The following is a 16,836-nucleotide window of genomic DNA, read 5'->3' as shown; positions in this document are numbered from 1 at the left end:
GGCCCCAAAGGTGCCGTAACGGGACTGTGCATCAACAGGCATGACTGACCGTCAGATCTGGACGCCGGGCACCTTGTCCTCCACGACCACGCTCGCACGCGTACTGATCGGCGCGTCCGGCTTCGTCACGAAGGGCAGGACGCGGAAGTCGCTCGTCCAGCGCTCACGGTCCACCGTGACCCGGACGTAGCCGCGTTGGCTGTTGAAGAACTTCATGTGCGGGTTCGCCGCCAGGAACGTCTCGCCCTGAGCGGTCATGTCCGCGCCGTCGCCGCCGCTCGTGACCGAGGTGCCCACGAACTCCGAACCGACGGTCGCCGAGGCCGGATCGGCGTAGTCGCGCTTCAGGTCCCACGCGTAGTTCTGGTGCCGGTCGCCCGTGATGACGACCAGATTGCGCACCCCGCGGGTGCCGGCCTCGGCCAGCAGCCGGTTGCGCTCGGTGACATAGCCGTCCCACGGGTCCATCCAGACCGTCGTGCCGGGACCCGGGTCCTGGTCGGTCTGGCCCATCGGGGCCTGGTTGCCGAGGATCTGCCAGCGGGCGGACGAGCGGCTGAAGCCCTTGAGGACCCAGTCCCGCTGCCGGGCACCGAGCAGGGTCCGGGCCGGGTCGAAGCGCTCGGCGCAGTCCGCGGACGTGCCGTCGCCGCACGGCTGGTCGTCACGGTACTGGCGGGTGTCGAGCATGGTGAAGTCGGCGAGCCGCCCGTAGGAGAGCCTGCGGTACATCTGTACGTCGGGGCCGTTCGGCAGCTGGGTCGAGCGCAGCGGCGCGTGTTCGTACAGGGCCTGGAACGCGTCGGCCCGGCGCTTCAGGAAGGTCTCGGGGTTCTCGTTGTTCTCGGAGACCTCGTCCGCCCAGTTGTTCTCCACCTCGTGGTCGTCGAAGGTCATGATCCACGGGAAGTTGGCGTGCGCCTCGCGCAGCGGAGCCTCGGACTTGTAGAGGCCGTACTGCAGCCGGTAGCGCGCCAGGTCGAGGGTCTCCGTGTGGAACCTGGGGTCGGTGGTCACGCCGCGCTTGTTCGTCCTGACGCCGGACTCGTACAGGTAGTCACCGAGGTGCACCACCAGGTCCAGGTCCTCCTGCGCCATGTGGTGGTACGCCGTGAAGTAGCCGTCCTGCCACGCCTGGCAGGACGCGAAGGCGAACTTCAGGCTGCGCGGGGAGTCCCGGGGCGCGGGGGCGGTGCGCGTACGTCCGACGGGGGAGACGGCGGTGCCGGCCCGGAAGCGGAACCAGTACACGCGGTCGGGGGCGAGGCCGTTCACCTCGGGGTGGACGGAGTGCGCCAGTTCCGGAGTCGCGACCACGCTGCCGCGGCGTACGACCCGGCGGAACCGCTCGTCGAGCGCCACCTCGTACCCGACGCGGACGGGAGTCGTCGGCATACCGCCCAGGCCGTCCTGGGCGAACGGGTCGGGAGCGAGGCGCGTCCAGAGCACGACCCCGTCCGACGTGGGGTCGCCCGAGGCGACACCCAGGGTGAACGGGTCACCCTTCAGGGCGGGCGCGGCGAACGCGGACTGCGCGTCCCACGCCCCCGTCCCGAGCATCAGCGCGGCGGCTGCGGCCCCGCCGAATCCGAACATCTGCCTACGGGACACGGACATCGCGACCACGGGTCCTCCTCGGTTGATCTGCGCCAACCTCGGACACGCTGCCGGGAGTTGATGTCATGCTCACGCGCAACGTATGGCCGGGGGCCGAGCGATACGTGAACAGGACACCTATACGTCGAGCGGCTCAGGACACCGCCCGGTAGCGCCGCTCCGGCCGCCCCGTACCCCCGTACCGCAACGACACCTCGGCCCGCCCCGTCTCCGCGAAGTACTCGAGGTACCGGCGCGCGCTGACGCGGGACAGGGCGCCCGCCTCCGCGCACTCGGAGGCCGACAGGCCCGCCGGGTGGTCCCGCAGAATGCGCTCCACCAGGTCCGCCGTGTGCCCCGCGAGGCCTTTGGGGAGTTCGCGCGAACCCGGGGGGCGGGTGCCGAAGATGCGGTCCACGTCCTCCTGGCGGGCTTCCTGACGGGACGCGTCGAGTGCGTTCAGGCGATTGCGCAGCGCCGCCACGTGCTGCAACTGCTCCTGCAGCGCCGAGCGGTGGAACGGCTTGATCAAGTAATGCAGTGCACCCGCCCTCAGAGCCGCCCTGACCACTCCCGCATCGCGGGCCGCCGTGATGAACAGCGCGTCCGCGCTGTGGACGTCCGCGGTCCGCTCCTCCGCCGCGCGCAGCTCCCGCAGCACGTTGATCCCGTCCATATCGGGCAGATAAATATCGAGCAGGACCAGGTCGGGCCGCAGCCGACGGGCCGCGCGCAGGGCCTCGGCGCCGCTGTGGGCCACGCCGACGACCGTAAAACCGTCCATCGCGGACACATAGCGGCTGTGCAGCTTCGCGACCATGAAGTCGTCGTCCACCACCAGCACTCTCGTCACGCCCGACACCGTAGGTCGCGACCACAACGACCACAACGTCCATTGGTTCCGGAACGGCGACAGCTGGTCGACGCCCGGGCAGCATGTGGGCCACTTCACACTCGTCCACGCATGGCTCGAAAGGCGGCACCCGGTGCGATTGCGCACTCCACTCGCCCTGTTCGGGGCGGCCCTGCTGGTGGTCGTGGGGCCACCGCTGCTCTCCACGGGCAGCGGCTCCGACACCGGTACGCAGATTCCCGGACTGCGCTTCATGGTTCCCAACACTCCCGGCGGCGGTTACGACATCACGGCGCGCACCGCCGCCAAGAACGCCGAGGACGCCGGCCTCACCCACGGCATCGAGGTGTTCAACCTGCCCGGCGCGGGCGGCACCGTCGGGGTGACCCGGCTGGCCGGCGAACACGGCAACGGCAAGCTCGCCATGTCCATGGGTCTCGGCGTCGTGGGCGCCGTCCACACCAACAAGTCGCCCAAGACCCTGGCCGACACCACCCCGATCGCCCGGCTCACCGAGGAGCAGGACATCGTCGTCGTCGCCAAGGACTCCCCGTACAAGACCATCGACCAGCTGATCACCGCCTGGAAGAAGGACCCGGGGAAGATCCCCGTCGGCGGCGGCTCCTCGCCCGGCGGGCCCGACCATCTGGCGCCCATGCTGATGGCGAAGGCCGCCGGGATAGCACCCAAGCAGGTCAACTACATCCCCTTCGACGGCGGAGGCGAACTGCTCGCCTCGATCCTCGGCAACAAGGTCGGCTTCGGCGTCTCCGGGGTCGGCGAGTACCTCGACCAGATCAAGGCCGGCGAACTGCGGCTGCTCGCCGTGACCGGCCCGAAGCGGGTACCGGGACTCGACGCGCCCACCCTCCGCGAGGCGGGGCTGGACACCGACTTCACCAACTGGCGCGGCATCGTCGCCCCGCCGGGCCTCTCCGACGCCGAACGCGACAAGCTCGTCGCACTCCTGCGGGAACTGCACGACTCGAAGCAGTGGCAGGACTCCATGAAGAAGAACGGCTGGGACGACGCGTTCCTCACCGGAGACGCCTTCGGTGAATTCCTGGAGGCCCAGGACGACCGCGTCGCCACCGTGCTGAAGGAGCTGGGACTGTGACGACCCCCTCTCCCACCACCGCACGCTCCTGGCTGCGCGAGCACTCCGAGCTCGGTGTCTGCGTCCTGCTGCTCGTGCTGGGCGTCCTCGTCCTCACCGACGCCCTCACCATGGACGTGGACATCACCCAGCGCGGGCCCGTCGGCCCCAGGACCGTCCCGGTCGTCGTCGGGACCGGCCTGCTCGTGGTCGCCGTGCTCCTCGCCGTCGACGTCCTTCGCGGCGGTCGCGGTGAAGCCGAAGGCGGTGAGGACGTCGATCTCGCCGAACCGGCCGACCGGCGCACCGTCGCCCTGCTCACCGGCGTCTTCCTCGCCTTCGCCGTCCTCATCGACCCGCTCGGGTTCCCCATCTCCGGCGCCCTGCTCTTCTGGGGCTCCGCATACGCGCTCGGCAGCCGCCACTACGACCGCGATCCGCTGATCGCGGCGGGGCTCTCGCTCGTGACCTACTTCGTCTTCGACAACCTGCTCGGGGTACCCCTTCCGGGCGGCCCGCTGATGGGGGTGCTCTGACCGATGGATTCCCTCAACTCCCTCATCGACGGCTTCGGCACGGCGCTCACGCCGGTCAACCTGCTCTGGGCCGCCGTCGGCGTCCTGCTCGGCACGGCGATCGGTGTGCTCCCCGGCATCGGTCCCGCCATGGCCGTGGCGCTGCTGCTGCCGGTCACGTACGGACTCGAACCGACCGGCGCGTTCATCATGTTCGCCGGGATCTACTACGGCGCGATGTTCGGCGGCTCCACCACCTCGATCCTCCTCAACACCCCCGGGGAGAGCGCGGCGGTCGTCGCCGCGATCGAAGGCAACCCCATGGCCAAGGCCGGACGCGGCGCACAGGCACTCGCAGCCGCCGCCATCGGCCACTTCAGCGGCGGCATGATCGGCACGATCCTGCTGGTCCTCCTCGCCCCGACCGTCGCCTCGCTCGCCGTCGACATCGGTGCCCCGGACTACTTCGCCATCATGGTGCTGGCCTTCATCGCCGTCACCTCCGTCCTCGGCTCCTCCCGGATCCGCGGCCTGGCCTCCCTCCTCATCGGTCTCACCATCGGCCTCGTCGGCCTGGACCAGATGACCGGCCAGCAGCGGCTCACCTTCGGCTCGCTCCAACTGGCCGACGGCATCGACGTGGTGATCGTCGCGGTCGGGCTCTTCGCCATCGGCGAGGCCCTCTGGGTCGCCGCCCATCTGCGCCGCTCCACCGGGAAGCCGATCCCCGTCGGACGCCCCTGGCTCGGGAAGGAGGACGTCCGGCGCACCTGGAAGTCCTGGCTGCGCGGGCCCCTCATCGGGTTCCCGTTCGGCGCGATCCCTGCGGGCGGTGCGGAGATACCCACCTTCCTCTCGTACGTCACGGAGAAGCGGCTCTCCAAGCACCGCGACCAGTTCGGCAAGGGCGCCATCGAGGGCGTCGCCGGCCCGGAGTCGGCGGCATCCGCCTCCGCCGCCGGGACTCTCGTCTCCATGCTCACCCTCGGTCTGCCCACCACCGCGGTCGCAGCGGTGATGCTGGCCGCCTTCCAGCAGTACGGAATCCAGCCGGGACCGCTGCTGTTCGAGCGTGAACCCGACCTGGTCTGGGGCCTGATCGCCTCGCTCTTCGTCGGCATGGTGCTGCTGCTCGCACTCAACCTGCCGCTGGCACCCCTGTGGGCCAAGCTGCTGCGGATCCCGCGTCCCTACCTCTACGCGGGCATCCTGTTCTTCGCCGCCGTCGGCGCCTACGCGGTCGGCGGCGAGGCGGCCGACCTGGTGATCCTGCTGGCGATCGGGCTGATCGGCTTCGGAATGCGGAGGTACGGACTGCCGGTGCTCCCCGCGATCCTCGCCGTCATCCTCGGCCCGGCCGCCGAACAGCAGTTGCGCCGCGCACTGCAGATCAGCGACGGCAGCGCCACCGGTCTGGTCAACACCCCGTTCTCCGTGACGGTGTACGCGATCGTCCTGCTCATCCTGGTGTGGCCGCTGGTGGGGAAGCCGGTGACGGGGCTGCTGACGAGGCGCCGGGCGGCGCGGAAGTAGCGGGTGCCGGCGGAGGCGGCTGAGAGGATTGCGGGTATGACCACGATCGACTGGGACGCCGCCGCCGACTCGTTCGACGAGGAGCCCGACCACGGGCTCCTCGATCCCGCGATACGCCACGCCTGGGCGCAGCGGCTCGAGAGCTGGCTGCCCACGGCGCGCTCCGAGGTGCTCGATCTCGGATGCGGCACCGGAAGCCTGGCGCTCCTCGTCGCAGGGCAGGGGCATCGGGTCACCGCCGTCGACCGCTCGCCGCGGATGGCCGAGCAGGCACGGGCCAAGCTCGCCGGGACCGGCACCGGGGTGCTCGTCGGCGACGCGGGGCAACCTCCCGTCGGCAAGCAGCGGTTCGACGTGATCCTGGCCCGGCACATGGTGTGGCTGCTGCCCGACCCCGCAGCCGCCCTGCACCACTGGTTCACGCTGCTGAAGCCGGGCGGGCGGCTGGTGCTGATCGAAGGGGTGTGGGGCGGCGTGGGACTCTCCGCGGCCCGCCTCACCGGACTGCTCGCCCCGCACACGGAGCGCATCCACCACGAGCCCCTCTCCGGCGATGCCCGGCTCTGGGGCAGGGAGGTCGACGACGAACGGTACGCCGTGGTGGCCCGCGCCGAACCGGCACACCGGCACACGGAGGTCGTCGACGTCCATCTGATCCTGCGCCGCGGACCCGATGTACTGCTCGCCCGGCGGGCCGGCACGGGCTACGCCGACGGACTGCTCCACGCCCCCTCCGGCCACGCGGAGGACGGCGAGGACGTCCGGGAGGCGGTGATCAGGGAGACGGCCGAGGAGATCGGCGTCGTACTGGATCCGGACGAGCTGCGGGTGGCCCTGGTCATGCAGCACCGGGGGCCCGGCGGCAGTCCCAGGATGGGCTGGTTCTTCGAGGCGGAGTACGACCCGTCCAGGCCGCCTCGCAACGCCGAGCCGGAGAAGTGCTCGGAGCTCGGCTGGTACCCGCTGGACTCGCTGCCGGACGACATGGTGGCGTACTGCCGTGCCGGCCTCGACGGGTACCTGGCCGAGGAGCGCTTCCTGGTCCACTGGCACGAGGACGGCGACCCGATCGCGTACGCGCCGGACGCGGTGCGGCGCGCGGTTCCCCTGCCGGTCTCCGCCGCCCCCACCGGCCGCGTCCACCACATCGAGCTGTGGGTGCCCGACCTGGCGGCGGCCGAGGCGGAGTGGGGCTGGCTGCTGGGCGAGCTGGGCCATGTCCCGTACCAGCGCTGGGCGCAGGGCCTCAGCTGGCGGCGCGGCGGGAGCTACGTGGTGGTCGCGCAGTCACCCGACCTGGCCGGCGACACGCACGACAGGCTGCGCCCCGGCCTGAACCACCTGGCCTTCCACGTCCGGGACCGTGCCACGCTCGACGCGATGGTGGCACGCGCACCCGGGCACGGCTGGCGGCTCCTTTTCCCGGACCGTCATCCGTATGCGGGCGGCAGCGGGCACTACGCGGCGTATCTGGAGAACGCCGCGGGGTACGAGGTCGAACTGGTCGTCGGCTGAGGGACTCACGGGACGACTGCTGAGGGCGGGGGAAGCCCGGCGCAGGACGATCCATTTCCTGGACCGGACCGGTCGCGTACAACGGGGCTGAACGTGCACACCCGCGGTGGATGCCGTGGGACCCGGTAGTGGCGGCGACACACGCTCATGGTGAACAACGCCTCTACAACCGCCCCTTGGACCAGCGGGGCGGGCGGCACCCAGGAGGAGCGCGAGGTGAGCAGCGCGGTGGCGTCGGCCCGAGGTCCTGAACCGGAATCAGGCCAGCAGCCCGGTCAGGCCCCCCGCCCGGGCCAGCTGTTCCAGCTCGTCCAGTGCCCGTACGGCCGCCTCGGCCGCCACCGGGTCCCGGTCGGCCAGGCCGCTCTCCTCGAACTCGTCCTCGTCCAGCCGCAGCACGGACGAGCCGTCCGCCGACACCCACAGGTCGAGATCCAGGTCCTCGACCAGGAGTTCGGCGTCCCGCAGGACGGCGGGCCTCGTGATGTCGCAGTACCAGCCCTTGAGCTCCCCGCCGCCGGTGCGGACCTCCTTCACCGCGAACCACCGGTCGCGCCAGTAGTGCTCGGTGAAGACGTCGCCCGGCTCGAACCGTACGAAGCCGAAGTCCCGGGTGTGCGGCGCCGCCCAGGGGGCCCGGACCGTGATGCGGGTGCTGTCGTCACGGACGAGGTCCGCCGGGTACCGGATCTTGGTGCTGCCCGCCTTGACCAGGGTGACGAACAGGGCGTTCTCAGGTGAGACGGTGGACATGCCGTACCTCCGTGGCGCAGATCTCGTAGCCGAACCATGTGTTGATCGCCAGCATCGGGCCGTTCCCGGCGTCGTTGCCGGTGTACGCGTCCGTGTACCCGGCGGCCCGCGCCCGGTGCAGCGAGTCGTTCTTCGCGAGCTTCGCCAGACCCCGGCCGCGGAAGGCGCGCCGGGTGCCGGTCATGCCCGACCAGTAGCGCGTCAGACCGTCGGTCTCCGCCACGCTGAAGGCCGCGACCTCGCCGTCCGCCACCACGACCGAAGTGAGCCCGTGGTCGAAGCCGGGCCGGCGCCAGGTCGTCGTCAGCCAGCCCTCGTAGTCGGTGAGTTCGGACGGGGTATCGCTCGGCTCGTCCGCGGTCGTCTCGGCGTCCGCCTCGAACAGCGGGCGTGGATCGTCCTCGAAGTCCGCGGCGGTGAGCAACTCCACGCCTGCCGGGGCCTTCCGGAGCGGCGGCAGTGCGCTGTTCGCCAGATCGAGATGGAGGAAGTGGGCCGGACGGCTCGCCACATAGCCGCGCTTCTCGGCGAACGCGCGGTCGGCCGGGGTGTCGAGCACCCACGTGTGGACGGCGACCGCACCGACGCCGGCCAGATACTCCTCGGCGGTCCGCACCAGGAGCGAACCCGCCCCGCGCCCCACCCTGTCCGGACGGGTGTACGGATTGCAGAACCCCTGCCCCGGTTCGGGGGTCTCATAGGCGATACCCACCTGCGCGGTCCCGATCAGCTCGCCGTCCTCCTCGGCGACCAGCAGCCGGAAGTGCTTGTCGGGATGGGCGTCGGCCAGGTCACGCAGGACCTGCTCCGGAGTCGTCACCATGTAGGGCAGGGCCGCACGCCGCACCTGCACCCAGGCCTCCGCGTCGGCGGGCCGGAAGTCACGAACGATCACCGTCATGGGCCGGACGGTACGCGGAGACCGGGGCACCCCGCCTCCGAATTTCCGGCGGCAGCCCGGACCGGATCACCTGGTTGCCGGCGGCGGGCGGCCGGTGCGGGAGAATCGGCCCGTGACCCTGACGATCGCCATTGATCCGGACTCCGCCACCGCCCCGTACGAGCAGCTGCGCACCCAGCTGTCCGAGCAGGCCAGGTCCGGCGCCCTTCCCGTCGGCTACCGGCTGCCGACCGTACGCGGCCTCGCCGAGGAACTGGGCCTCGCCGCCAACACCGTCGCCAAGGCCTACCGGGCGCTGGAGACCGACGGAGTGATCGAGACCCGCGGCCGTAACGGCACGTTCATCGCCGCCGCGGGTGACGCGGCCGCTCAGAAGGCTGCGACGGCGGCTCAGGAGTACGCCGACCGGGCCCGGCGCCTCGGCCTGTCGCGGGCCGAGGCACTCTCGCTGGCCGAGGACGCCGTGCGGGCTGCCTACGGGCAGTGAACCCGAGGACCCGGAGACGCGGCGGCGTTCAGAGGTACAGGCCCTCGTCCGCCCTCGCGTCCTGCTTCGGCACGGAGGGGGGAACGCTGCCGCGCCGCAGCGAGTACAGCTCGGCGAGCGTGGCACCCTCCCGGCCCAGGCCCTCCTCCGTACCCAGCCAGGACACCGACTCGGCCCGGGTCAGGGAGCCCACCTCGATCCGGGCCAGGCAGCGGCCCGGCCTGACGACCGCGGGGTGCAGCCGCTCCAGGTCCTCGTTGGTCGTCACCCCCACCAGGACGTTGCGTCCCTGGCCCAGCAGACCGTCCGTCAGGTTCAGCAGCCGGGAGAGCGCCTGGCCCGCCGTGTGCTTGGCCTCGCCGCGGATCAGCTCGTCGCAGTCCTCCAGGAGCAGCAGGCGCCACCGGCCCTTCGCCGAGCCGTCGTCCTCACCGATCGCGATGTCCATCAGATAGCCGACGTCGTTGAAGAGGCGCTCCGGATCCAGCACGCAGTCGACCTGGCACCAGTCGCGCCACGACCGGGCCAGTGTGCGCAGCGCCGAGGTCTTGCCGGTGCCCGGGGGCCCGTGCAGCAGGAGCAGCCGGCCGGAGATGTCGTCCGGAGTGATCTTCATCAGCCGGTCCATGGCATCGGCCACCGGAGCGGTGTAGTTGGTGCGGACCTCGTCCCACGTCCCGGCGGCGATCTGCCGGGTGGTGCGGTGCGGGCCGCGACGCGGGGACACGTACCAGAACCCCATCGTCACGTTCTCGGGCTGAGGTTCCGGTTCGTCCTTCGCACCGTCCGTCGCCTGCTCCAGCACCTTCTCCGCCAGCTCGGGGCTGGTGGCCGTGACCGTCACGTCGGCGCCCCGGTTCCACCGCGAGATCAGCAGGGTCCACCCGTCGCCCTCGGCGAGCGTGGCACTGCGGTCGGCGTCCCGGGCGGCCCGCAGGACCTTGGCCGCCGGAGGCAGCAGGGTCGCCCCCGACTTCACACGATCGAGGGAGGAACTGTGCGAGTACGGCTGTTCGCCCGTCGCGAAGCGCCCGAGGAACAGCGCATCGACGACGTCGGACGGCGAATCGCTGTCGTCGACGGTGAGCCGGATCGGCAGAGCGGACTCAGGGTTGGCAGACATGGCGCCCATGATCCGGCACGGCGGCACCCCGTGCACCCAGGTTTCATGAGCTGCTCCCGGCCGGGGAGCACGGCATTCCCGCGTGGCCTTCCCCCGAGGTCAGCGCGGCGCGCGCCTGTGCCGACGGTGCCGGAGAGCGGCGACGGGTGCCCGTGGGCCGTGCCAGGAGCGGACAGCCGGACTCACCGGACGGGCAACGGCGCCCGTCCGGTGAGTCCGGCTGCCCTTGGATCAGGCCGGTCCCGAAGCACCTCCCGAAGAAGCTCCCGAAGCACCTCCCGAAGAAGCTCCCGAAGCACCTCCCGAGGAAGCCACGGAGCCGCCGAACCGGCGGCGCGCCCGGCGCACGCCGCGTACGACCGCGAAGCCCTTCGTGAGCGTCCGGTCCACGGCGAAGGTGCGGGCGACCGCCCTGCCCTCGACCAGTCGTGCGAACTCGGCGGTACCGGTGCTGCGGCGGACCGTCATCCGTTCCAGGGCGTAAGGCCCCTGACGGCGGTGTGCCAGGGCGTTTCCCACGGCGAGTGACTGGGCGAAGCCCGCCGCCCTCACCGCCTGCCGCACCCGGCGGCTGGAGTAGCCGTAGGGATAGGCGAAGGAGGCCGGGCGCCCGCCCAGTTCACCGGCGATGATCTCCCGGCAGCGCACGGTCTCGGCCCGCAGCCGCGCGTCGTCGAGCTGGTCGAGCTGGGGATGGGTGTGACTGTGGCCCCCGATCTCCACACCCGCCGCCGCGAGTTCCCGTACCTGGCCCCAGTCGAGCATGGTGTCCGGGGCGCCGCCCTCGTCGTACGCACCGCGCAGCCAGCCGGTGGAGACGAAGACGGTGGCGGCGAAACCGTGTTCGGCGAGCACCGGCAGGGCATGCCGGTGCACCCCCTCGTAGCCGTCGTCGAAGGTGATCAGCACGGGCCGGGACGGCAGGGGCCGCCCGCAGCGCCAGCCCTCGCCGAGTGCCGCCGTGGTGAGCGGGGTGAAGCCGCGCCCGGCGAGGATCTCCATCTGCGCCCGGAACGCGCCGGGCGACACGGAGAGTCCGTACGCGGCGGCGGCCGGACGGTGCCCCACCGCGTGGTACATGAGGATCGGTACGGCGACGGTCACGACGGCTCACCCCGCTCGTCCGGGCCCGGTGCCCCGGCGTCCTCCGCGTCCGGGCGCCGCCGGTCGACGGCCGGTACGGAGAACGCCGCCCCGTTGCCCCGGGACCGGACGATGCCCACGGCGTAGCCACCCGCGGCGGCCAGCACCCCGGCCACGACGGCGCCCGCTCGGCCGGCGCCTCCGGACCGGCCGAGCAACGCGTCCCGCACACCCCGCACCACCCCGGCGGGAAGCACCCGGGTGGTGTAGCGGCGCTCGGACTCGAGCCCCTTGCCCGCACCGACGCTCCGGGACACGAGTGCCTTGGAGAGTCCCTCGGCGTAGCAGCGGGTACGGAAGTAGCGGAACCGCTCCCGTACCGCGGGGACCTTGTGGTGGATCACCGCGCGGTCGTCGATCAGCAGGACCGCGCGGGGCAGCGCGCGGGCCAGCCGGATGCAGAGCTCCGTCTCCTCGCCGCCCAGCGGACGCTTGTCGCCGTCCCGCCCGATGCCGGTGGCGAAGCCGCCCGCGGCGTCGAACGCGGTGCGCCGGAACGACGCGTTGCCCCCGAGGACGTTGCGGACCCGGACCGTGCCGGGCGGCAGCCCTCTGTACGTACACCCGACGACCCAGTCGAACTCCTCGGGAAACCAGGCAGGTCTGCGGCCCGACGACCAGGCGGGCACGGTCCGCCCGCCGACGGCCATCACCCGCGGATCGTCGTACCCCTTGTCGAAGTGGCGCAGCCAGTCCTCCTCGGCCACGGCGTCGTCGTCGAGGAACGCGACGATCTCCCCGCGGGCCGCGGCGATGCCGGTGTTGCGGCCGGCCGAGAGGCCGCGGGGGCCCGCGTTCGCGAGCACCCGCACCGCCCCGGACCGCCCCGGCCGCCCGTACTCCTTGCCCAGCCGCTCCAGCAGCGCCGGGTTGTGGTCCACCACCAGCAGGACCTCCCGGGCCGGCAGGGACTGTGCGCGTACCGAGTCGACGGCCGCGAGGATGTCCTCCCAGCGGTCCTCGGTGTACACACAGACGACCACGGAGAAGTCGCGCAGGTTCACAGCACCTGTCCCCGGCCGATGACCGCGGGCACGGCGGCCGCACGGCGCCCGCCTCGGCGCACGCGCTTCTCCCTGAGGATCACCTTGAGCACCCGGATCCCGTCGCGCACGGCACTGAGGTTGCTGACGCCGTGGATCCGGTTGTACTCGTGACTCGGGACCTCCTGGACCCTGAGTCCGGCCTTGACCACCCGGATGTTCATCAGCGTCTCGATCTCGAAGCCCGTGCAGTCCAGGGTGATCCTGTCCAGGCAGTGCTTCCAGAAGGCGTTGTAGCCGTAGCAGAGGTCGGTGTAGCGGGCCCCGAACTTGCGGTTGACGACGGTGCACAGCGCCCGGTTGCCGAACTTGCGAACCGGCGTCATGTCGTCCGTGCCGCCCCCGTTGGCGAAGCGGGAGCCCTTGGCGAAGTCGGCGCCACCGACCAGGGCCGAGACGTAGCTGACGATCTCTTCGCCGTCCGCGGAACCGTCTGCGTCGACCATCACGATGATCTCACCGGTGCAGGCGGCGAAGCCGCTGATCAGGGCGTCGCCCTTGCCCTTGCCGACCTGCTTGACGACCACGACGTCAGGGCGCAGTTCACGGGCCACCCTGATCGTGTCGTCGGTGGAATTCCCGTCGACGAGCACGACTTCATGAATCCAGTCGGGCAGGGTCTTGAACACATAGGGAAGATTTTCCGCCTCGTTCATGGCGGGGATCACGACACTTACCGGCGGCGCTATCGCGAGATGGGAAGAGATCGGTCTGTATTCGCTCTCCATTCGAGCGACTTCGGTCTCTTCGGTGGCCGATCTGATCGAGGCAGGCAGAACTGAACTCATGAGTCTTTTCCCTCTCGTCCGGTGGACGGCCCGCCCCCGGGCAGTCCGGTCTGAGGTCCGGTTCGAAAGGGGGGTTCTCACCCCGGCCATGACGGCATGGCACTCCGAGCTGGCTGGATGAGCTGGCACAACTGGCCGCACGGCGGCCGCCTCGACTGAGTACGGCCGCTGGGCGCGGCACCCCCCTACCGCGTCCCGCCCGGTATCCATCGCGGCTGCCTGAGCCCTCCCCTGGAGCCGCCTTGCGTGATGGACCGTTGCGGGTGGATGTACGACGGTATTAACGAGTGGAACTATATGGCAGGATCTCCCCCGAGGTCTCGCTTTTTCCGGATTATTGCCTGACTGTCACGCCCGCGTGCGGAATTGGGACTTCCTATTGCTCCGGTCTTTCCGCGTCCTCGGATCTTTCCGCGTCCTCGGAATCCGGGCGGACAGGAAAATGATCAGCGCCGCTACGGAAATGATCAGAACGGAATTCCGCGCTGACCTGCTGTCCAGCGCGGTCAGCGCCTGCGCCGTCAGCAGATTGACGGCGAGGGACCCCGAGACCGAGAAGACCAGCCGGCCCGTGCGGTCCATGCCGGGCAGCCACGCGGAGAGCGCGGCGGCCGGGGTTGCGAAGAGGTGAAAGAGCGCGAAAGGGGCGCGCAGTGGTGAGCCGAAGTGGGTGAGTGCCAGCGCGGCGCCCGCCCCCGCGACCGCCACAGCGACACCTGCCGCCAGAGGCAGCACATCTGTCCGAACTGACCCTGTCTCACCACTGATGATCCGCATTGGCGACTTTGCCCCCCAGCGCGCCGGATGCCGGACTTCAATGTGACGTAACGCCAGGAGGGCGTCAAGAAGCACTTGCTGAATGGTCTTGGCATGGACACTTCCGGAATTGCGGCCATGACTGCTACCACGGAGTAGGCAGAGATCCTGCCCAAGGAGGTTCCATGAAAATGTCCAGACTCGTGGCGTTCTCGTCCTCTCTCCTGCTCGGCACCGTTCTCGCTCTGACAGGGGCCGGTGTCGCCAACGCCGAAGAATCCGCAGCCGCGGTCGACTACGTGGCTCTCGGCGACTCGTACTCCTCCGGCGTGGGCGCCGGCAGTTACGACAGCGCGAGCGGCAACTGTAAGCGCAGCACCCGGGCCTACCCTGCTCTCTGGGCCGCCGCCAACGCGCCCGCCTCGTTCTCCTTCACCGCGTGCTCGGGAGCGCGTACGGCCGATGTCACGGCCGGTCAGCTCGGCCCCGTCAACTCCTCGACCGACCTCGTCTCGATCTCCATCGGGGGCAACGACGCGGGCTTCGCCGACGTCATGACCACCTGCGTCCTGCAGTCCGAGTCCACCTGCCTGAGCCGGATCGCCACCGCCCGTTCCTTCGTCGACTCGACCCTGCCGGGCCGGCTCGACTCGGTGTACTCGGCGATCAGTGCCAAGGCGCCCGCCGCCCGTGTCGTCGTCCTCGGCTATCCCCGCTTCTACAAGCTCGGCGGCAGCTGCCTCGCAGGTCTCAGCGAGAAGGAACGCACCGCCATCAACAGTGCGGCCGACTACCTCAACGCGGCCACCGCCAAGCGGGCCGCCGACCACGGCTTCACCTTCGGTGACGTCACGTCCACCTTCACCAACCACGAGATCTGCTCGGGCAGTGCCTGGCTGCACAGTGTGAACTGGCTCAACATCGGCGAGTCCTACCACCCCACCGCCGCCGGGCAGTCGGGCGGCTACCTGCCGGTCTTCAACTCGGCGGCCTGACACCGCCCGTAGCCGCGCAGCGCGGCCGGCCCGGCCGACCGCCGGAGGAGGAGGCCCCGACCTGCGGGTCTCCTCCCTCCGCGGAATTCGGTGACCCCCCGTCAACCTCCGTATACATGTACGTAATCCTGTAACCGGGATACGCGAGTGTCATCGCGGGACGATAGGGTTAACCTGCCCGGGCCGGGTGCCCTCGTACGGGTGGGGAGTGACATGGAACAGATAACGGTACGCAGCAGGGCGCGTGTGCCTGCCATTACATGTGGGAGCAGTGCGACCAGTTCGCGCCTCGACCGCCATCTCGCAGTGCTGGGCGGCCCCGCCGTTCCGCAGCGTGAGTCCGCGGAAGCGACGCTGCTGATGCTCGAGCTCACCTCGCGCGACGCCGCGCACACCCGCAGGAGCAGGAGCGCGCGTGTCTCGCTCTTCGCGCCGCTGCGGCGACTGCGCCGCTCGCTCTTCGGCAGCCGCCGCTGACCCGACGGCCTGTCACGACCGGTCCGGCCCACCGCTCAGGGCCGTGCCCACGATCACTCCGTCCCGGCGCAGTGCTGCTGTCTGCTCGTCCGTCATCCCCAGGGCCCGCAGCGTTGCGTCGGTGTGTTCACCCAGCGCCGGTACGGCACCCATCGGCGTCCCCGCCCCGCCCGGCAGTGTGATCGGCGGCAGCAGCGTGCGCAACGCGCCGACCGGTGAGGCCACTTCCCGCCACCGGTCCCGTGCGGCCAGCTGAGGATGGGCCGCCACGTCCGCGACGGTGTTCAGCCGTGCGCAGGCGATGCCCGCCGTGTCCAGCCCGGCGAGCGCCTCCGTGCCGGTCAGCCGCGCGAGTGCCTGTCCCACCACCGCGTCGGTCCGCTCCCGGTTCGCCGTCCGGGCGGTGTTCGTCGCGAAGGCCGGATCGTCCGCGAGCTCCGGTCGGTGCAGCACCTGTTCGGCGAGGCGGCGCCACTCCCGGTCGTTCTGGACGGAGAGCAGCACCTGTTCCCCGTCCGCGGTGCGGTACGCGTCGTACGGGGTGATGGCCGCGTGCGCGAGCCCCGTACGCGCCGGGGTCTCACCCCCGTGCATCCCGTAGTGCAGCGGATGCCCCATCCACTCGGCCAGCGAGTCCAGCATCGAGATCTCCACCGGACCGCCGCGTCCTGTGGTGGCGCGTCGCAGCAGTGCCGCGAGCACACCGGAGAAGGCGTACATCCCGGCCGCGATATCGGCGGCGGGAATGCCCGCCTTCACCTGCTGCCCCGGGGTTCCCGTGACGGACACGAGGCCGGCCTCGCACTGGACGAGCATGTCGTAGGCGCGCTTGTGCGCGTACGGCCCCTCGGCGCCGTAGCCGGAGATGTCCACGGCCACCAGGCGCGGGTGGGCGGCACAGAGGGCGGCGGCGTCCAGCCCGAGCCGTGCGGCCGCTCCCTGCGCCAGGTTCTGGACGAACACATCGGCGTCCGCCATGAGGCGGCGCACCACGGCCAGCCCGCGGGGGTCCTTGAGATCGATCGCGACGGACTCCTTGCCGCGGTTGCACCAGACGAAGTGGGAGGAGAGTCCGCGCGCCGCGGTGTCGTAGCCGCGGGCGAAGTCCCCTCCGTCGGGGCGCTCGATCTTGATGACCCTGGCACCGAGGTCGGTGAGCTGGCGGGTGGCGAAGGGGGCGGCGACGGCCTGCTCGACCGCGACCACGGTGATGCCGTCCAGGGGGAGTGGCTGAGTGCTCATGGGCAACCGTACCCACCCTG

General features: G+C 70.9%; 17 protein-coding genes. 7 read left to right on the top strand and 10 right to left on the bottom strand.

Annotation, left to right across the window (positions count from 1 at the left end):
- Positions 1 to 51: 51 nt before the first annotated feature.
- Together ABZS61_RS04920 and ABZS61_RS04915 are read right to left on the bottom strand one after the other, a co-directional pair.
- The gene (locus tag ABZS61_RS04920; RefSeq protein WP_356416178.1) at positions 52 to 1,626 is read right to left on the bottom strand and encodes an alkaline phosphatase D family protein; all 1,575 of its coding nucleotides are present in this window, start codon (positions 1,624 to 1,626) and stop codon (positions 52 to 54) included.
- A gap of 124 nt (positions 1,627 to 1,750) precedes the next feature.
- Positions 1,751 to 2,449: a response regulator gene (locus tag ABZS61_RS04915; protein WP_356416175.1), complete on the bottom strand. Its 699-nt coding sequence runs from the start codon at positions 2,447 to 2,449 to the stop codon at positions 1,751 to 1,753.
- Positions 2,450 to 2,582: 133 nt separating this feature from the next.
- Between ABZS61_RS04915 and ABZS61_RS04910 the strand changes: the two genes are divergently transcribed.
- From ABZS61_RS04910 to ABZS61_RS04895, 4 genes are read left to right on the top strand one after another with little or no spacing between them, the layout of a single operon-like run.
- Complete coding sequence (locus ABZS61_RS04910; protein ID WP_356416423.1) at positions 2,583 to 3,566, top strand: tripartite tricarboxylate transporter substrate-binding protein; 984 nt, start codon at positions 2,583 to 2,585, stop codon at positions 3,564 to 3,566.
- On the top strand, positions 3,563 to 4,081 hold the full coding sequence (locus tag ABZS61_RS04905) for a tripartite tricarboxylate transporter TctB family protein (RefSeq protein WP_356416172.1): 519 nt from the start codon (positions 3,563 to 3,565) through the stop codon (positions 4,079 to 4,081). The genes ABZS61_RS04910 and ABZS61_RS04905 overlap by 4 nt, the downstream gene beginning before the upstream one ends.
- A 3-nt stretch (positions 4,082 to 4,084) precedes the next feature.
- Entirely contained in the window at positions 4,085 to 5,593 is a 1,509-nt protein-coding gene (locus ABZS61_RS04900; protein ID WP_356416170.1) for a tripartite tricarboxylate transporter permease, read from the top strand.
- Between the two features lie 36 nt (positions 5,594 to 5,629).
- Positions 5,630 to 7,108, top strand: coding sequence for a trifunctional class I SAM-dependent methyltransferase/NUDIX hydrolase/VOC family protein (locus ABZS61_RS04895; protein WP_356416167.1), 1,479 nt, complete (start codon positions 5,630 to 5,632; stop codon positions 7,106 to 7,108).
- 258 nt (positions 7,109 to 7,366) lie between these two features.
- Here the strand turns inward: ABZS61_RS04895 and ABZS61_RS04890 are convergent, their stop codons facing one another.
- Positions 7,367 to 7,861 (bottom strand): DUF402 domain-containing protein, encoded by a 495-nt coding sequence (locus ABZS61_RS04890; protein WP_356416164.1) that lies wholly within the window; start codon positions 7,859 to 7,861, stop codon positions 7,367 to 7,369.
- Positions 7,842 to 8,762: a GNAT family N-acetyltransferase gene (locus ABZS61_RS04885; RefSeq protein ID WP_356416161.1), complete on the bottom strand. Its 921-nt coding sequence runs from the start codon at positions 8,760 to 8,762 to the stop codon at positions 7,842 to 7,844. The genes ABZS61_RS04890 and ABZS61_RS04885 overlap by 20 nt, the downstream gene beginning before the upstream one ends.
- A gap of 112 nt (positions 8,763 to 8,874) precedes the next feature.
- Here ABZS61_RS04885 and ABZS61_RS04880 point away from each other — a divergent pair, with 112 nt between their 5' ends.
- Complete coding sequence (locus ABZS61_RS04880) at positions 8,875 to 9,249, top strand: GntR family transcriptional regulator (protein WP_356416159.1); 375 nt, start codon at positions 8,875 to 8,877, stop codon at positions 9,247 to 9,249.
- Between the two features lie 28 nt (positions 9,250 to 9,277).
- Here ABZS61_RS04880 and ABZS61_RS04875 read toward each other — a convergent pair whose 3' ends face one another.
- The 5 genes from ABZS61_RS04875 to ABZS61_RS04855 form a co-directional block, all read right to left on the bottom strand.
- On the bottom strand, positions 9,278 to 10,381 hold the full coding sequence (locus tag ABZS61_RS04875) for a DUF5925 domain-containing protein (protein WP_356416157.1): 1,104 nt from the start codon (positions 10,379 to 10,381) through the stop codon (positions 9,278 to 9,280).
- A 222-nt stretch (positions 10,382 to 10,603) separates the two neighbouring features.
- Positions 10,604 to 11,452 carry a polysaccharide deacetylase family protein gene (locus tag ABZS61_RS04870; protein ID WP_356416420.1) on the bottom strand — a complete coding sequence of 283 codons (849 nt, stop codon included), beginning with the start codon at positions 11,450 to 11,452 and terminating at the stop codon, positions 10,604 to 10,606.
- A 20-nt stretch (positions 11,453 to 11,472) separates the two neighbouring features.
- Entirely contained in the window at positions 11,473 to 12,519 is a 1,047-nt protein-coding gene (locus tag ABZS61_RS04865) for a glycosyltransferase family 2 protein (protein WP_356416155.1), read from the bottom strand.
- Complete coding sequence (locus ABZS61_RS04860) at positions 12,516 to 13,286, bottom strand: glycosyltransferase family 2 protein (protein ID WP_356416417.1); 771 nt, start codon at positions 13,284 to 13,286, stop codon at positions 12,516 to 12,518. Before ABZS61_RS04860 ends, ABZS61_RS04865 begins: the two co-directional genes overlap by 4 nt.
- A gap of 408 nt (positions 13,287 to 13,694) precedes the next feature.
- A complete protein-coding gene (locus ABZS61_RS04855; RefSeq protein ID WP_356416152.1) occupies positions 13,695 to 14,198 on the bottom strand; it encodes a hypothetical protein in 504 nt (167 codons plus the stop codon).
- An 89-nt stretch (positions 14,199 to 14,287) separates the two neighbouring features.
- Here ABZS61_RS04855 and ABZS61_RS04850 point away from each other — a divergent pair, with 89 nt between their 5' ends.
- Positions 14,288 to 15,097 carry an SGNH/GDSL hydrolase family protein gene (locus ABZS61_RS04850; protein ID WP_356416149.1) on the top strand — a complete coding sequence of 270 codons (810 nt, stop codon included), beginning with the start codon at positions 14,288 to 14,290 and terminating at the stop codon, positions 15,095 to 15,097.
- Positions 15,098 to 15,310: 213 nt separating this feature from the next.
- Positions 15,311 to 15,574, top strand: coding sequence for a hypothetical protein (locus ABZS61_RS04845; RefSeq protein WP_329212691.1), 264 nt, complete (start codon positions 15,311 to 15,313; stop codon positions 15,572 to 15,574).
- Between the two features lie 12 nt (positions 15,575 to 15,586).
- On the opposite strand, the gene ABZS61_RS04840 is transcribed toward ABZS61_RS04845, so the two are convergent.
- Positions 15,587 to 16,816 carry a CaiB/BaiF CoA-transferase family protein gene (locus ABZS61_RS04840; RefSeq protein ID WP_356416145.1) on the bottom strand — a complete coding sequence of 410 codons (1,230 nt, stop codon included), beginning with the start codon at positions 16,814 to 16,816 and terminating at the stop codon, positions 15,587 to 15,589.
- Between the last annotated feature and the right edge of the window lie 20 nt (positions 16,817 to 16,836).

It is taken from the genome of Streptomyces sp. NPDC005566, assembly GCF_040605575.1.
In the GTDB taxonomy this organism is placed as follows: Bacteria; Actinomycetota; Actinomycetes; order Streptomycetales; family Streptomycetaceae; genus Streptomyces.
Note: the sequence above shows the minus strand (reverse complement) of the source record. Positions and strands in the feature narration are given on the sequence as shown.

Excerpts from the sequence above, each read along its gene's own strand:
- ABZS61_RS04900 (WP_356416170.1), top strand. The coding sequence starts at position 4,085 with ATGGATTCCCTCAACTCCCTCATCGACGGCTTCGGCACGGCGCTCACG.
- ABZS61_RS04895 (WP_356416167.1), top strand. The coding sequence starts at position 5,630 with ATGACCACGATCGACTGGGACGCCGCCGCCGACTCGTTCGACGAGGAG.
- ABZS61_RS04890 (WP_356416164.1), bottom strand. The coding sequence starts at position 7,861 with ATGTCCACCGTCTCACCTGAGAACGCCCTGTTCGTCACCCTGGTCAAG.
- ABZS61_RS04885 (WP_356416161.1), bottom strand. The coding sequence starts at position 8,762 with ATGACGGTGATCGTTCGTGACTTCCGGCCCGCCGACGCGGAGGCCTGG.
- ABZS61_RS04875 (WP_356416157.1), bottom strand. The coding sequence starts at position 10,381 with ATGGGCGCCATGTCTGCCAACCCTGAGTCCGCTCTGCCGATCCGGCTC.
- ABZS61_RS04870 (WP_356416420.1), bottom strand. The coding sequence starts at position 11,452 with ATGTACCACGCGGTGGGGCACCGTCCGGCCGCCGCCGCGTACGGACTC.
- ABZS61_RS04860 (WP_356416417.1), bottom strand. The coding sequence starts at position 13,286 with ATGGAGAGCGAATACAGACCGATCTCTTCCCATCTCGCGATAGCGCCG.
- ABZS61_RS04850 (WP_356416149.1), top strand. The coding sequence starts at position 14,288 with ATGAAAATGTCCAGACTCGTGGCGTTCTCGTCCTCTCTCCTGCTCGGC.
- ABZS61_RS04845 (WP_329212691.1), top strand. The coding sequence starts at position 15,311 with ATGGAACAGATAACGGTACGCAGCAGGGCGCGTGTGCCTGCCATTACA.
- ABZS61_RS04840 (WP_356416145.1), bottom strand. The coding sequence starts at position 16,816 with ATGAGCACTCAGCCACTCCCCCTGGACGGCATCACCGTGGTCGCGGTC.